At 36.0% G+C, this 16,993-nt stretch carries 9 protein-coding genes; 5 read left to right on the top strand and 4 right to left on the bottom strand.

What is annotated here, in order from left to right:
* Positions 1 to 13: 13 nt before the first annotated feature.
* From ACSHWW_RS11950 to ACSHWW_RS11930, 5 genes are all read left to right on the top strand, one after another.
* Positions 14 to 1,135, top strand: coding sequence for a glycoside hydrolase family 53 protein (locus tag ACSHWW_RS11950; protein ID WP_435682691.1), 1,122 nt, complete (start codon positions 14 to 16; stop codon positions 1,133 to 1,135).
* Positions 1,136 to 1,209: 74 nt separating this feature from the next.
* Complete coding sequence (locus tag ACSHWW_RS11945) at positions 1,210 to 2,109, top strand: ABC transporter ATP-binding protein (protein WP_435682690.1); 900 nt, start codon at positions 1,210 to 1,212, stop codon at positions 2,107 to 2,109.
* A gap of 2 nt (positions 2,110 to 2,111) precedes the next feature.
* Positions 2,112 to 5,804 (top strand): ABC transporter permease/M1 family aminopeptidase, encoded by a 3,693-nt coding sequence (locus tag ACSHWW_RS11940; RefSeq protein WP_435682689.1) that lies wholly within the window; start codon positions 2,112 to 2,114, stop codon positions 5,802 to 5,804.
* A 121-nt stretch (positions 5,805 to 5,925) separates the two neighbouring features.
* On the top strand, positions 5,926 to 7,353 hold the full coding sequence (locus tag ACSHWW_RS11935) for an SDR family oxidoreductase (RefSeq protein WP_435682688.1): 1,428 nt from the start codon (positions 5,926 to 5,928) through the stop codon (positions 7,351 to 7,353).
* A gap of 58 nt (positions 7,354 to 7,411) precedes the next feature.
* On the top strand, positions 7,412 to 8,071 hold the full coding sequence (locus ACSHWW_RS11930) for a hypothetical protein (RefSeq protein WP_435682687.1): 660 nt from the start codon (positions 7,412 to 7,414) through the stop codon (positions 8,069 to 8,071).
* Here the strand turns inward: ACSHWW_RS11930 and ctlX are convergent.
* The 4 genes from ctlX to ACSHWW_RS11910 form a co-directional block, all read right to left on the bottom strand.
* Positions 8,068 to 8,997: a citrulline utilization hydrolase CtlX gene (gene ctlX / locus ACSHWW_RS11925; protein WP_435682686.1), complete on the bottom strand. Its 930-nt coding sequence runs from the start codon at positions 8,995 to 8,997 to the stop codon at positions 8,068 to 8,070. The genes ACSHWW_RS11930 and ctlX overlap by 4 nt on opposite strands.
* Positions 8,997 to 9,917 (bottom strand): dimethylarginine dimethylaminohydrolase family protein, encoded by a 921-nt coding sequence (locus tag ACSHWW_RS11920; RefSeq protein WP_435682685.1) that lies wholly within the window; start codon positions 9,915 to 9,917, stop codon positions 8,997 to 8,999. Before ACSHWW_RS11920 ends, ctlX begins: the two co-directional genes overlap by 1 nt.
* Before the next feature lie 122 nt (positions 9,918 to 10,039).
* Complete coding sequence (locus ACSHWW_RS11915; protein WP_435682684.1) at positions 10,040 to 11,326, bottom strand: citrate synthase; 1,287 nt, start codon at positions 11,324 to 11,326, stop codon at positions 10,040 to 10,042.
* 268 nt (positions 11,327 to 11,594) lie between these two features.
* On the bottom strand, positions 11,595 to 16,832 hold the full coding sequence (locus ACSHWW_RS11910) for a reprolysin-like metallopeptidase (protein WP_435682683.1): 5,238 nt from the start codon (positions 16,830 to 16,832) through the stop codon (positions 11,595 to 11,597).
* Positions 16,833 to 16,993: the final 161 nt, after the last annotated feature.

Raw genomic sequence — 16,993 nt, 5'->3', positions numbered from 1 at the left:
TTATATTTCCAACATGAAAAAACTCTATTTTCTATTTCTAATTTGTCTTGTTGCTTTCTCTTGTGAAAAAGATGAAGGTGAAGAAAACACCATGCCTAAAACTATTGATTTCTATAAAGGAATGGATCTATCATTTCTACCAGAAATAGAATCTCTAGGAGTTACTTTTAAAGATGAAAATAATCAGATCATTGTAGATAATTACGCTTATCTAGCGAGTCGTGGAGTTAATCTAGTACGTATAAGATTATGGATTAATAATCCTCAAGATTTGTACAACCTCAACTTTGTAAAAGCACAAGCATTGCGTGCTCAAGCAAATGGCATGGATTTTTTATTAGATTTTCATTATTCAAACACTTGGGCAGATCCAGGTTCTCAGGACGTTCCATCTGTTTGGGCTTCACAAGATGTAACCGACTTATCTGAAAGTTTAAAAAACTATTCTCAAAATGCAGTCCGCGAACTCGTACTACAAGGAACACCACCTGCCATGGTTCAAATAGGTAATGAAACTAACAACGGATTCTTATGGCCAGTAGGTCAAGTTTATGATACCACTGGTGAAAACTGGGATGATTATGTTCAACTGACTAATGCCGCTATAGAAGGTGTACAACTAGCTTCTCCGGATTCTCAAATCATGATTCATTTTGCCGGAATTGAAAACGCTGCTTATTTTTATGAACAACTTATTTCTCGAGGTGTAAACTTTGACATAGCAGGATTGAGTTATTATCCATGGTGGCATAATCCAGATATCGATTTTATTGAAAATGAATTACAATCATTTGCCGCTGGGATCTCACAAAAAGTGATGATCGTAGAAACTGCTTATCCTTTTACTTTAAATTGGGATGACAATTCAAATAATGTGGTCGGGCTAGATAATCAGCTGGTTTCAAATTACCCAGCAACCGCAGCTGGACAGCGCACTTTTATGCTGCGTATTCATAATATGATCAAGAATTTACCAAACGAGCAAGGAATAGGCTATTGCTACTGGGCACCTGATTGGGTAGCTACAGATAATAGCGGTTCCTCCAGTACTAACGGAAGTAGTTGGGAGAATATGGCACTTTTCAATTTTAATCATCAGGTAAATCCGGCGCTTGAAGTGTACGAGTTGGATTAATTCTCTTTATCCTGTAACAATTCTTAAAGTTGATGTACTAACACATCAAATCAACTATTTAAGAACTGTTTATTATGATACTAAGTCTCAAAAATGTTTCCAAAACATATCCTAATGGTGTAAAAGCACTGGATGATGTTACTATAAATATTAATCAAGGAATGTTTGGTCTCCTAGGACCTAACGGAGCTGGTAAATCTTCTATGATGCGTACCATTGCGACGCTACAATCTCCAGATTCTGGTAGTATTCATTTAGATGGATTAGACATTTTAAATAACAAGATTGAGTTTAGAAAAACATTAGGTTACTTACCACAGGAATTTGGCGTATATCCTAAAATGAGCGCTCACGATTTACTGCATTACTTTGCAAGTCTTAAAGGAATCACGAGCAAATCTGAACGTAATGCGCTTGTTGATAAAGCCCTTGAAGTGACCAACTTGAGTGATGTGCGTAATAAGCACGTAGCTGGTTATTCTGGTGGTATGAAGCAACGTTTTGGTATCGCCCAGCTATTATTAAATGACCCTAAATTAATTATCGTTGATGAGCCTACTGCAGGTCTTGATCCAGCAGAACGTCACCGTTTTTTAAATGTTCTTAGAGAAATAGGAACTAATCACATTGTTATTTTCTCAACTCACATTGTGGATGATGTTAAGGAACTTTGTACAGACATGGCAATTCTTAACGGTGGTAAAATCTTAGCTCAAGCAACACCTAAGGAAATGGTGGCTGTCCTTGCAGATAAAATCTGGACCACAACTATTGAAAGAGAAGAAATCGAGAAAATGCAAAATGATTATAATGTGATTTCTTCAAACTATAATGAAGATAACAAATTGAATGTGCGTGTTTATGGAGATGTTTCTCCTGGTGCCGCTTTCGCGAAAGCGGATCCTACACTAGAAGACGTGTACTTCACAACCTTAAGCAATGATAAGTTCATCGCTGCAACCGAAATCGCTTAATCATGTTCTCAACAATATACATTCACGAAGTAAAAACCTGGTTTAAGAAACCACTTTTTTACATATACGCAGCTATTTTATTCTTATTATCTGGACTTGTTTCTGCTATCGCAGTAGGTGTTTTTGATAGTGATAGCGTTACGGTTACTAGTGCTATTAAACTCAACGGCGCCGTAGGTATTTATAGCTTATTAGGACTTTTTGCAATGCTCACTTACTTGTTAATCCCATCTATAATAGGTGGAACCATACAACGTGACTTTTCAAATAATATGCACAATGTGCTCTATTCATATCCGCTGACTAAGTGGAAATATTTAGTGGCTAAATTCAGTGCTGGAATGACGATGACATTGCTAGTAATTATCGCTAGTTTGATAGGAATAACGATAGGTTTTTACCTTCCAGGTGCAAACGAAGATCTAGTAGGTCCATTTAAAACCATGAACTATTTGCAACCGTTTTTAGTTTACATTATTCCTAATGTATTCTTTTATGGAGCCATAGTATTTGCGATAACTGCATTTTTACGTAACGTGAACATAGGTTTTATGTTTGTATTAGTAATGATTATTTTACAGTTTGCTGCGGCTAATAGTGCGCAAACTATGGATGACACTTACTGGTTAGAATTACTAGAACCTACTGGAGACACAGCAACTACAAATCAAATCAAATATTGGACTCCTGAGGAACAAAGCACACAATTAATACCTGTAGAAGGAACACTGCTATACAATCGTTTGATATGGCTTGGCATTTCATTACTCGTTTTCTTTGGAGTATTGTATGCTTTTAATTTCTCTCAAAACCCTACAAGTTTATCGTTTACTAAACCTAAGGCGCAACGAGTAACTAAAAAGAACTTTGGTACTATTTCTAAGGTTATCATGCCGCCGGCGACTCAAGATTTATCGTTTTTTGGACAACTTAAAACCGCATGGATTATTGCAAAATCTGATATCACATATATCTTAAAAGGTTGGCCATTTATCATTATTGCTGTTGTTGCTTTTGCATTTTCACTCCTAACTATGTTAATCACTGGTCAACAATATGGAACTGACATTTTACCTAAAACTTGGGTGATGTTGCAATTAGTTGGAGGTTTCTTTTTTCAAGGATTCTCATATCTCTTGATATTTTTGTATGCTGGATTAATAATTGATCGTGCAAAAGCAGCCCACATTAATCAACTAATAGATGTGACACCAACAAAAAACTGGGTGTTTCTAGTGGCTAAATTCATTGCTTTGGTTACAATGTTAGCTACGCTTCTAGTAATTGTTATTATTAGTGGAATTGTTATTCAAACTTACAACGGATTCTATGAGTTTGAATTACCTCTTTATCTTTTTGATTTATTTGTTATCAATATTTGGAGTTATTTACCATGGATTTTAATGTCCATTTTAATTCACACTTTAGTTAAAAATAAATGGCTTGGATTAATCATATTATTGGTAATGGCTCTAGGTGTGCCACCATTGTTAGGTGCGATAGGTGTTGAACAAGGACAATTTATATTTAATCAAGGTGCAGGTTCTCCTAGCCCTAGTGATATGAATGGTTACGGTAGTGGTTTACCTAAATACTTTACGTACAGAGTTTACTGGATGCTACTAGGTATTGCGTTGTTTGCTATTGCAATTTTGTTCTACCGCCGTGGTATGGGAACAAATGTGAAAGAACGTCTTGCTTTTGCAAAAGCGAGGTTATCAAAATCTATCATAGCCATAACAGCCATTTCTTTAGTAGGATTCCTTGCGATAGGTGGATATATGTGGAAAGTGAACAATGTAGATAATGAACGAACTACTGGTAAAGAACAAGAAGAAATGCAAGTTAACTATGAGAAAGAGTTAAGCAAGTTTGCAAAAGCACCTCAACCACGATTAGTAGCCGTAAATACGTTTATGGACATTTATCCAGATACGCGCGACTATAAAGCTGGAGCAACTTACACTTTAATCAACCAGACTGATGTGGCAATTGACACCTTACATGTCAACTATCCAGACCGACCTACAACTATTGAACTGGATCGTGAAACTGAGGTGGTTTATGATCAAGAAGATTATGATTATCGCATGTATCAATTTAAAGAGGCGTTGCAACCTGGTGATACCTTAATAATGAAGTTCACGACAGAGAATAAACCAAATACTTTCTTTGATAATAATTCTCAAGTAGTAGATAATGGTACGTTTATAAATAATGGGATTTTCCCATCTGTAGGTTATAGTGATCAAGCTGAAATACGCAACACACAAGTACGTGAGAAATATAACTTACCACCTAAAGATCGTATGCCAGCACCTGATGCTCCTGGAGCTAGAGAGAACAACTATATAGGTGGAAATAGTGACTGGATTGATTTTGAAGCTACGGTAAGTACGTCTAGTGATCAAATTGCGATAGCACCAGGATACCTTATTAAAGAATGGGAAGAAGATGGACGCAAGTACTTCCATTATAAAATGGACTCTAAAGTTCTTAACTTCTATGCCTTTTTAAGTGGTCGCTATGAAGTATTAAGAGATGAGCATGATGGTGTTAAATTAGAAATCTATTATCATCCAGATCACGCCTATAATGTAGATCGTATGATGAACGGATTGAAAGATGGACTGGATTATTATAATGCAAACTATACTCCATACCAGCATAGACAGGCTCGTATTATAGAATTCCCTAGAACTGGTGGTGGATTTGCTCAAGCATTTCCTAACACAATTCCATTTAGTGAAGCGATAGGATTTATCGCAGACGTAGATGATGAAGATAAAGATGCGGTGGACTACCCATTTAGTATTACAGCTCACGAGCTGGCACACCAGTGGTGGGCACACCAAGTCATAGGTGCAAATGCTAAAGGAGCAACATTACTTTCAGAGAGTTTATCTGAGTACAGTTCTCTTAAAGTTCTTGAGGCAACTAATGGTAAGGAGCAAATGCGCAAATTCCTTAAAGATGCCATGGATGGCTACCTTATGGGAAGAACTACAGAGCAAATTAAAGAGAACCCATTGATGTATAATGAAAATCAACAGTACATTCATTATCAAAAAGGATCTCTTGTGCTGTATGCTATGAGTGATTATCTAGGTGAAAAGAAATTCAATAACGTCGTTAAGGAATTTGCAGAGAAGTATCAATTTAAAAGTGCACCTTATCCAGTGGCCACTGAATTTGTAGATGATATAAGAGCTGTAACTCCTGATTCATTGCAGTATCTAATTAACGACATGTTTGAAACCATAACTTTATATGATAATAATGTTGAGGACGCTACCTATCAAGAATTACCAGATGGAAAATATCTGGTAACGATAAACGCTCAGGTTCTTAAATATAGATCTGACGAGAAAGGTAAATCTGTATATAAAAATAGAGCTGGTGACAGCATTACTTTTACTCCTGAAGGTAAGACCAAAGCTCTTAAATCTTTACCACTTGCAGACTATATTGAGGTAGGTGTTTTTGGTGAGGTAAATGAAGAAACTGGAATTGAAAAAGTTCTCTACCTAAAGAAAATGAAGGTAACTGAAATTTCAAACACCTTTGATGTGATTGTAGATTCTAAACCAGTAGTAGCTGGAATTGATCCCTATAATAAACTGATCGACAGAAACAGTAACGATAACAGATCTAAAGTTTCTGAGAAAAAAGCTAAAGAAAACACAGACGAATAGCGTTTATAGTCTTAACATAAAAACCTGCTTTTAAATTCATCATTGTGAATTATAAAAGCAGGTTTTTTTTATTGATTTAGATTTAACAAGTGAACACTTTTATCTACTTATCTTTAAGCATATGAAAGTTCTACTCACAGGTGCCAATGGTTACATAGGAATACGCTTACTCTACGAACTCCTTAAGCAAGATCACGAAGTAATTTGTGCGGTGCGAAGTGCTCATAGGTTGTCTGTACCACAAGAGATTAAGGATCAAATCAAGATTATTGAAATTGATTTTTTAAATATCAAATTAAATCAAGAACTACCTCAAGATATAGATGCCGCATACTACCTCATCCACTCTATGAGCAGCAGCACAGAGAGTTTTGACACGATGGAGTCTGAAAGCGCAATGAATTTCATTCAGCTTATTAATAGAACAAATTGCAAGCAAATTATTTATCTCTCAGGAATCGTTAATGAGGATAAATTGAGTAAACACCTGCTTTCGCGAAAGCGTGTGGAAGATCTTCTCTACACAGCAACAGCTGCCGTGACCGTACTGAGAGCAGGAATAATAGTGGGAAGCGGAAGTTCTTCCTTTGAAATAGTGCGTGATTTATGTGAAAAACTACCCGTCATGATTACGCCTAAATGGGTGAATACTAAAACGCATCCTATCGCAATAAGGAATGTGATGAGTTTTTTAACTGGTGTTTTAGGCCGTGAGGATTGCTATAATCACAGTTATGATATAGGTGGAAAAGACGTGCTTACTTATAAAGACATGATGCTGCGGTATGCAAAAAGGCGTAAAATCAAACTCTACATATTTACCGTTCCTGTAATGACTCCTAAGTTGAGTTCTTACTGGTTGTACTTTGTAACCAGTACTTCATACAAACTGGCTCAAAATCTAGTTGATAGCATGGCGATAGAAGTTGTCGCTCAACCTAACGATTTGCAAGAAAAACTAGGAATCGAGCTCTACAGTTATGAAGAAGCGCTCGATATGGCGTTTGCAAAAATCGAGCAAAACCAAGTTGCCAGCAGCTGGAAAGATTCCATGGTTAGTGGTCGGTTTAAACGCAATCTTAATAAGTACAAACAAGTTCCTAGTTACGGTTGTTTAAAAGACGCACAAGAACACAAAACAGATAATCCCACAGCTGCACTAGAACGCATTTGGTCTATAGGTGGAGAAAACGGATATTACTACGCAACGTTTCTATGGAAAATACGTGGATATGTAGATAAGCTTTTTGGCGGTGTAGGATTACGACGTGGTCGTACTAATGCAAATACAATTTATGCAGGAGATTCTCTAGATTTCTGGAGAGTCCTCGTAGCCGATAAAGATGAAAAACGCTTGCTCCTATTTGCAGAAATGCGCGTTCCAGGAGAAGCATGGCTCGAGTTTGAAATCGATGAAAATAACGTGGTTCATCAAACTGCAACTTTCCGTCCACGTGGTATATGGGGACGATTATACTGGTACAGCATGCTACCTTTTCATTACTTTATTTTTTCAGGAATGATCAGGCATATTGCTACTGGGAAATGATGTAGCATTCATATATAATTGACTTAATAATCGTAACTTTTCGAAATTGTTAGTCTATATGCTTCATCGATTATTCTGTTTCATAATTCTACTTTGCATTCTTAGCAGTTGCAGTAAGACTGTATATGTTAATCAATTAGGCAGCAGTAAATCTAAATTCATCTTATATAAGCATCGATTTAAATATGAAGAAAAAACAAGTATCGATGATATTAAGGCACGTGGCTCTTACAAATTAAATGATAGCACTATCTCATTTACATTTGACCACATAAAAACTACTCCATATAGTTACATTTCTCAAAAAACAAACAAGCTAGAAAAATCTAATCAATCACATATTAAACTTTACCTAGCTCAAGAAATTGATAACGAACCTATACTCGGTGCTGCTATACTTTTAAAAAATAAAAATCATGAAACCATCAATATTCTGGTAACTGACTTTGACGGTATGGTGGAAATCAAAAAAGATGATTCTATTTATCAAATAGAAATAATATCCACTGGCCATAGTAATAGTGTAATTAAAGCTGAAGATTTTTTGAATTACGATTTAAAAATCTTCCTAGAGAATCTCAACTACAAAGGAGCAAATTCAGATGGTACTTGTATTGCTCAGGCGGCTGACCCAATATTAGTTTACAGGATTGACAATTCCAATGACATTAAGGTCATAAGTAAAGATGATATTTTATTTGAAAAAGTACTAGATTAAGCTCTCGGCAAAAACACCTCAGCCATCATACATCTTACAGATCCACCACCTAGTGTTTCAATAGTCTCAATGGATGGATGTAAAATCTGGTTGTACTTTTCTAGTTTTTTAATTTGGTCTGGAGTAAGAGATTGATACGCCTGATCACTCATGACTAATATCTTATCTCCAGCAGCGTTATGAACTTGCATCATATTTCCTGCAAACGCGTTGACCTGCGCTTCAGTAATAGTGATGACTTCTTTTCCTGTTTCTTTAAGATGATACAGAACGCTTTTACGTTCTTTCTTATCATCTATACAGTCTAAACATATCACCGCATAGTTCTCTCCTAGCGCCATCATAACGTTAGTATGATAGATAGGTAAGCGCTTCTCTTCTACCGTTTGAAAGGCTGTAAAGATTACCGGTGTATATTCAAAATCCTCACAGAATTCAATCATTAATTCCTCGTCTGCTCGTGGAGAGATACTGCAGTATGCTTTTTTATTCACTCGGTCGAGTAATAAACTACCAGTTCCTTCAAGAAAAAAACCTTCTTCCTCTGCGCTGGTGTAATCGATGATATTATTTATAGAAAAACCTTCTGCTTCAAGAAGGTCTAGAACTTCTGGTCTGCGTTCTAGACGACGATTTTCTGCAAACATGGGATATAGAGCTATATCTCCATTCTGGTGTGTAGAAATCCAGTTGTTAGGGAAAATAGAATCTGGAGTATCGTTTTTCTCATCATCAGATACTATAATGACCTTGACTCCTTTTTCTTGTAAAGCTTTTACAAAGGCATCAAACTCAGCTTGAGCTTTAGTGTTCTGATCTATAATCTTAATACCTTCATCCTGGTAATAGTTATTAACCGCAGTTTGCTCGTTTAAACGGAATTGTACTGGCCTTACCATGAAGACCGTATCTGTAATTTGTTTCATTAATCTCTTATTAGTGGTAAGGTAGAACATCTCAACAAGCCTTCTTGCTTGGATATCTCAGCATAAGGAACTTCTTCTACGGTGATATTATGACTGCGCAACCAAGCATTTAACCTAGTAAAATTCTTTTCTGATATCACAACATCTGGTGCTATGGAAAACACGTTTGAATTCATGTGATACATTTCTTCTTGAGTGATTTCAAAACAATTTTCCTTTCCGAAGAAATCAATTAAATACTGATATTCTTCTTCCTCTAAAAATCCGTTTTTATGAATAATGCATTTGTCTTTTCCAACTGGTTGAAAACAGCAATCTAAATGCAGCGCATTATTATATGGATTAAGATTATCCTTGCGCAAGTTGAAGCTCACTACTTTCTTGTGTGGAAAGGTTTCTTTTAACCAGTCTATAGCTTCTACATTTGTACGAGCGATAATATAGTCAGCATAATCTGCTCCGCGATAGGTTCCTACAAAAACATAATCACCGTGTAACATTACATCTCCACCTTCTACATGAACCTCTTCTGGTGGTCTGATAACCTTGTCAGGATTTATTTGATCAATAACGTATTGAATCGCTTCTATTTCTTCCTCACGATCGGGAAGTATGTTTGATTTTACAAATACATTATCGATTACAAAACCGATGTCTCTCGTAAAAATCTGGTTGCAATCCTCAATATGCTCTGGACGATATACGGTAACATCATACCTTTTAAAAACAGCATTCACTGCCTCCATTTCTATGACCATGTCCTCGTTTGTAGGATAGGTTCCCGCAAGAATGTGCTCGCGTGATTTAGGATCATAAGCATCTTCCAGTGCAGGAACTGGACCATTGCTCGCTGCCGTTCCTAGAATAACCGCGCGTAGCCGTGAGGTCTCATCACTTACATTAAGATTCAATCTATTCATATTGCGAATTTAATAATATAACACTCTATTTTTTACGGAAATCTGAAGGAGATTTTACCATAACTCACAAAAAAACTCCTTATTGCAAAGCAATAAGGAGCTATAATAAATTTTAAAAGAAATTATCGTTTTGACACTTCTTTAAATGATCTTAAGTTCTCACCAGTGTAGACCTGACGTGGACGACCTATAGGTTCTTTATTCTCACGCATTTCTTTCCACTGTGCGATCCAACCTGGTAAACGACCTAATGCAAACATTACAGTAAACATTTCTACAGGAATTCCCATAGCACGGTAAATGATTCCAGAATAGAAATCTACGTTAGGATATAACTTGCGATCTACAAAGTAAGGATCGTTAAGTGCTTCTTGCTCTAATCCTTTTGCGATATCTAGAATAGGATCATCAACACCAAGTGCTTCAAGAACATCGTCTGCAGCTACTTTAATAATCTTTGCACGTGGATCAAAGTTTTTATAAACTCTATGCCCGAATCCCATTAAACGGAACGGATCTTCTTTATCCTTTGCTTTGGCCATATACTTTTTAGTATCGCCGCCATCTGCTTTAATATCTTCAAGCATTTCAAGAACTGCCTGGTTAGCTCCACCGTGTAATGGTCCCCAAAGTGCAGATATTCCTGCGCTTAAACTAGCAAAAAGTCCTGTATGAGCAGAACCTACGATACGTACTGTACTTGTAGAACAATTTTGTTCATGGTCTGCATGAAGTATTAATAATTTATCTAATGCATTTGAAACTACAGGATCGATTTTATACTCAGAGTTTGCTTTCTTAAACATCATTTTAAGAATGTTTTCTACATACCCTAAGCTATCATCACCATAATCAAGCGGCTGACCTGTACTTTTTCTTAATGTCCAAGCAACTAAAACTGGGAATTTACCCATGATTTTAACGATTGCTTTATACATTTCTTCCTCACTATCCACATTAACTGATGATGGATTAAATGCGATAAGCGCACTTGTTAATGAAGAAAGAACTCCCATAGGGTGAGCGCTTTTAGGAAATCCATCAAGGATTTTCTTAAGATCTTCATCTACGTGAGATTGTTCCTTAATGTCTGCGTGAAATTTATCAAGTTGTGCCTGTGTAGGTAACTCTCCAAAAATCAATAAATAAGCTACTTCTAGAAAATCTGCTTTTTCAGCAAGTTCTTCAATGGAATATCCGCGATATCTAAGAATACCTTCTTCTCCATTAAGGAACGTAATTGCGCTCTCACAACTACCAGTATTTTTAAAACCGGGATCGATTGTTGTAAGTCCACCTGTTGAACCTCTCAGCGCCTTAATATCTATGGCTTTCTCGTTTTCTGTTCCAGTGATTACAGGAAATTCATATTTTTTCCCGTCAAATTCTAAAATAGCTTTGTCTGACATTATTTTTCTATATTTTATCTTCCTCAAAAATAATACATAGTCCGTTAATTTGTCGTTAATCCCGAGCAGTAATTTAACAGTTTTAAGATAATTTTCTGTATTTCTGAATTGATTATGAGAAGCTCGTGTATTTTCTTAAGATTTTGAAGATCGATGAGTGGGATTTATCTCGCTTTCGCGAAAGCGTAATAACACATCTCAAAAAAAAAGGTGCCCAAAAATGGACACCTTTCTACTGCTTGATAGTTCCCAAAAACGATTTCAAACATTAATTTACAATAAATTGAATCGTGGCAAATTCATCTTGCGTATGTATTCTAGCAAAATAAACACCATTACTCAAATCGATTTGTGGTTTAACCGCTAGACTATTATTAAAAGTCGCTTCCTGGCTGTGCACTAATTGACCTAATGCCGTATATAAACGTACCGTTACTTCTTTACCATTCAATAAATTGCTCTGTATAGTGAACTGTCCATTTGTAACTGGATTAGGGAATAAAACGAGCTCGTTTTGCAACTGAACTTGTCCTGAACTAAGCGTGGTATTTTCAAAAACAATTTCAAATCTATTAAGATCATTACTTGCCGCATCACCAGCAATCACATCCATGTCTATTAAATTTATTCCATTATTTAAAGTAGTACGTAGTCCTGTGAAGTGATCAACAAAAACTGCTTGAGTCCCAACGAGTCCATCTACATTTATCTTAAACGTATAGTTACTATGTCTATAACGGTCAGTAAGTAATGTTACTCTATCACCAGTTGCAGGCATAGTAGTTTTATTTATACTCAACGAAGTTCCATTTAAGACCGTTGCTAGGGTTTCATCTTGGTTATAGAATTTAAGTGCATCACTTGAATCAATTAGGTCATTATTTACAGCATTAAATCTTAATACTGTTTGATCCATTAAAGATTGAGTATTGCGTTCTATTAAAGAAACAACTATGCTAGATTCTAACTGCTGTTGATTGAATATATTACTAAGATTTGCATCTACGCTTTTATGTGACTCTTTAAAAGTAATCGATGCTGCTCCTGTGGCCTGAACAAATAATGATTGACCTGACTGTAAATATTTATTTGCATTACTTGAAAACGGAATTGCGTCTCCATTTACAGAACTCATATCTATAGTCGCGTATCCACCGCGAGTATTCAAATTAGGATCCCAGTAATAAACAAAGTTTGTATTTACCCCACTTGTAGAAGCATCATTAAGCACACTTTTAAAATCTACGATGGCTTGATAAGGATTTGCAATCATTACAAATTCACCGTTTGTTGTTGAGGCGTTTTGGTTATGATTACCGGTATGCAAAGAACCTACTGCTCTTAACTTAGTGTTAGTAGGAGTTGCGTTATTACTTGCTAAATTTATACTTCTATCTCCTCTTACCATAAGTCTATATGGAATTCCCACATTGAGGCTCGTTAGATCAGTATTTGCAAAAGTGGTCCAAGACTGATTATTATTATCAAAACTAAACATAGAAGTGTTACCAGAAACTGTAGCATCAAATCCATTTGAACCAGCTGCAGATCCTGAAATATGTGTCCCTAAGCCAGCAGTGCTAGTACCATTTTCTTGCCAGTTTTCATAAATTGATCCAGTTGTATTTACTGAAGAAGCAAGAAATCTAAAAGCTCTTCTTGCCGGAATAAATCGCTCTACTCTAACAGATCCATTAATAGTTGCATTACTTGCATTATCCAACTGACCAGTTCCGTTTTCATCGCTATAGAATTCGATGTTTCCGTTAGTACTTATTATACTATTGTTAGGTGTTAATACTCCATGCACATAAGTGGTTGAATTAAAATTAAGCCCATTTGTATTTGAAACAGTGAGTTGATTCACATGAATCGATCCATCTCCCGATATGGACTGTGCCGTTGTTCCAGGAAATACTAATTCGCCATCCAGTGCATCTATATTACCTTGAATTGTTGTATTTCCATTTATGGTCAACATCGCGTTTAAGTCTAAACTATTTGCCGTTCCTAAGACATCAAAATTATTGATCGACGCGTCATCGTTAAGTGGAGCTAGTCCATTAATCACTTGTGCATTTAACGATCCTGTTTCCATGGATGGAGCAAAAGGAGTCCATCCAAAATCGTAAATCAAAGTAGGTTCCTCTATATTGATATTAAAAGTTTGAGCGTTCATTAATGAATTAGAAGATCCTTTAACCGTAAAGTCAAAACTATCTGTAAATACAATCTCTGTGGAGTCGTGATTGTATTGAATATTATCATTATTTAAATCTGCTTGAGTGAATGTATCACCTAGACCAAGTGGTGTAGCATTAAGCTCTAGTATTCCTTGTTGAGGTAGTTTAGTAATTACATAAACCATGTTTGCATTTGAAGTACCAGTTTGTTGTGTTCTTAGTAAGGACTGATCTATCGTAGCAGTAGCTCCATAAGATATGGTTAACAAGTTATTTCTATTATTATCGATGTCATTTACATATTGTAATCTTCCACAAACTGTCATAGCAAACTCATTGAACGTCCCACCAGTTCCAGACGTACGATCCGTAGCTAGTAACACCCATTCTCCTTGAGCACTTAGCCCGTTAAATCTTGTAAAAGCTTGACTAGGTCTTAGTACACCAGTAATCGTATTTGACGCTCCAGAGTTATCACCACACTGAAACGGTAAGGTTCCAGAATCTGAAACTGTAAGATCAAAATTGTCTCTAGTTTGACAATCTCTATTATAAATCTCTGCAAAACGTCCTGTAGGTGCACTAAACTGCATTTTAATATGTCCAGTATTACCGTGTGTTGCTCTCATGTAAAAACTTACTTGAGTGATTTCTATATCATCTGGAATATTCATGCGAGCACTTACAGCGTTCACATCTGTTTCCCAAACGTTGTCACCATTTTCAAAATATTCATTTGTATAGGTATTACATACATCTTGAGCTGTTTGAAATGAGGCTATTGAAGCTGCATTTCCAGCGTTACAATCATTTGAAGGTGTTATTCTCCAGTAATATATTTTACTAAAATCTAATTGAGTAGTTTGATACTCACTTACACCTACAACCGTAGCACTTTCTTCAATAGACGTAAATAAACTAGACTCTGATACTTCAACTAGGTAACTGGATGCACTAGCAAGATCATCCCAAACTAATAATGGGTTTGAAACTTGATTACCAGCTCCATTTATAGGCGCTGTTAAAATCACTTCACCAACGTTAGCATCAAAAACTTTAAATTCAAGATCTTTAGTAATTGTAGCACTAGGAGTATTTGCTATAATTTCTAAATCATACTTATCAGCATCAACAGTGTCTGTTCCGGTAATAGTCAATGTAACTGGACCACTAGAATTACGAGTAGAAGGACTGAAAGAGTGACTTAAAGTAGCCGGCAAATTATTCAAACTAAAAGTTGCTGTCTCACTGAATCCTGGTGCAGCATTATAGTCAAAAGTATAAGTAGCATCTGCTGGCTGACATGTTGTTACAAAATCTTGAGCTGCAACAAGTTCAAAGGTACCTTCTTTAATTTCAAAATCATTTGCTGAGATATTAAAGAAGTAGTTACCTACTGCCTCTACCATTATACGAGCTTGAGAAGTAACTATACCAGTAGGTAAAGTAACTGTTGTACTTCCATCATTAGGTGTAGAAGCTACAAGAGTAGTAGGATATGTCAATCCTCCATCTGTAGACAGTTTTATAGCAACGTTAGAGGCATAAGTTGAAGTTCCTGTCCCATTTACATTCCATGTAATGGTTTTATTTTCTCCTTCATACCATACTGTAGAAGCGCTAGGAGAATTTACGGTTAGTGGTCCAGCCGTACCTACGGTTAAGGTTAAGCCACCGTACTCAGTTTGTCCACCCATAGGATTATTATCTCTAACTGTACAAAAGAATCTTATATCTCTTGAAACGTTAGGTAAAACTTCCCAAGTAGGTGAAACACCATTAACTAAATCCTCAAGATTTGGAAAATATCTCGTTGGACTTGTGGTATGAAACTTAGTTCTAAATAATGGACCTCTCTCATTAGTAGGTAATGGTGGTTGAGTGTAACCAGTATCATTATAGATTCCAGTGTCTAATTCTTCCCAATTATAAGTATAAACTTCTCCAGAGTCTGGAGTGTTTGCAGTTGCAGTTAGCTTAAAAGGAGTTAATCTTGGAATAGTTTTATCTCCTTCATTGTTTGAGACAGGTGCGGTATTATTTCCGTTATTCACCAAGGTTACTTCTGAGTCACAGCTATCGTTTGCTAGTTGACCATGCATTTCAAATAAACTGATTAAATGAAAATAAGCATCGCTATTTTCTTGCACGTTTGGAGTACAAATACCGGCATATCCCATAATGGTAGAAGCACTACCTGTTTCGTAAGGTGAAGGACCAGGATTACCAAAACATGGATTATAATAAGTATGCGCTGCACCAAATTGGTGACCAATCTCATGACATACATAATCAATATCAAAAGGATCAAATTCAGGAGTTACAATTCCTGTCACACCTCTACCTTGATTATTAGCATTACATCTAAAATTAGAGGCTACTCCACCACCACCGGTTGAAAATACGTGACCTATATCATAATTTGAACTTCCACCTAATACTCCATTGATATTTGAAGTATTAATTCCTAACATTTGATTTCCCGAATAGTTATCATAAGGATCACTATCACCAGCTCCATTGTTGCCATTTACATAAATCAATAAATCATTATCAGGAACTAAAGTAAAACGCATAGACATCTCTTGCTCAAAAACTGAGTTTACACGTGTCATAGTAGTTACAACTCCTGCAAGAGCATCAGCTCTAGCGTCTCCATTTGCTGCGTTACCATCATCATGATAAGCACTGTACTCTGAGGTTACAGCAACTGCTATTTCATAGGTTCTAAAAGTTAAATCTTGAAATGCTTTTGCTCCATCAATAATTTCTATCTCATTAAAATTTCTGGATAATTCACTATCGTCGACTTCACATCTAAAATCTTCAAAATCGGTACGTTTTAAATCTTGACGATTGTAAATCATGATTTGGTTTGGAGCCGTTTTAGCAAATGGATCCATATATAATATCTTTTCACCAGTAATCACTCCTCTGAAGCCCTGAGGAGTAATAGAAAAGTAAATTTTATTAATACCACCATTTGCACTTTTACCAAAGTAGGATTGAATATTTGGAAATTGTGTAGCTAGACCTTTAGACATAGCTCCAGAAGTATATACTTCAAAAGTTTCAAATTGATCATCACCTACAGGAAAATCTACTTGTATCGCGTTTCCTCTTTCAAAGCGATCAATAGCATTTACAAGTTTGCCAGATAAAGCCTGAGCGTCTATTTGATAAACGTCATATGAGGAAGGCTGAATGGTTTTTAGAGAATCATCTATTTTTTGAAGTTGAGCAACTTCAGTTGTTTTCCATATAGTCTGAGCATTTAAGACTCCTGTGAAAATTAACGCAATAATTAGTACAAATTTTTTCATGTAAATCGTTTTAGGGAATACAAGTATGCAACACCAAAACGATAAAAACAACTTTTAAACGATATTATTTGTATTTCAATAGTTATTTACGCATTTCATCGATACAAAAAAGCCGCTCAATGTTGAACGGCTTTTAAAGTTTTGCTTTCGCGAAAGAGTAA

The sequence above is a fragment of the Nonlabens sp. genome (assembly GCF_051251825.1).
Lineage (GTDB): Bacteria > Bacteroidota > Bacteroidia > Flavobacteriales > Flavobacteriaceae > Nonlabens.
This window is presented reverse-complemented; position numbering and strand designations above follow the sequence as displayed.

Bases quoted from the DNA above. Each gene is read 5' to 3' on its own strand.
- ACSHWW_RS11950 (WP_435682691.1), top strand. From the start codon at position 14: ATGAAAAAACTCTATTTTCTATTTCTAATTTGTCTTGTTGCTTTCTCT.
- ACSHWW_RS11945 (WP_435682690.1), top strand. From the start codon at position 1,210: ATGATACTAAGTCTCAAAAATGTTTCCAAAACATATCCTAATGGTGTA.
- ACSHWW_RS11940 (WP_435682689.1), top strand. From the start codon at position 2,112: ATGTTCTCAACAATATACATTCACGAAGTAAAAACCTGGTTTAAGAAA.
- ACSHWW_RS11935 (WP_435682688.1), top strand. From the start codon at position 5,926: ATGAAAGTTCTACTCACAGGTGCCAATGGTTACATAGGAATACGCTTA.
- ACSHWW_RS11930 (WP_435682687.1), top strand. From the start codon at position 7,412: ATGCTTCATCGATTATTCTGTTTCATAATTCTACTTTGCATTCTTAGC.
- ctlX (WP_435682686.1), bottom strand. From the start codon at position 8,997: ATGAAACAAATTACAGATACGGTCTTCATGGTAAGGCCAGTACAATTC.
- ACSHWW_RS11920 (WP_435682685.1), bottom strand. From the start codon at position 9,917: ATGAATAGATTGAATCTTAATGTAAGTGATGAGACCTCACGGCTACGC.
- ACSHWW_RS11915 (WP_435682684.1), bottom strand. From the start codon at position 11,326: ATGTCAGACAAAGCTATTTTAGAATTTGACGGGAAAAAATATGAATTT.
- ACSHWW_RS11910 (WP_435682683.1), bottom strand. From the start codon at position 16,832: ATGAAAAAATTTGTACTAATTATTGCGTTAATTTTCACAGGAGTCTTA.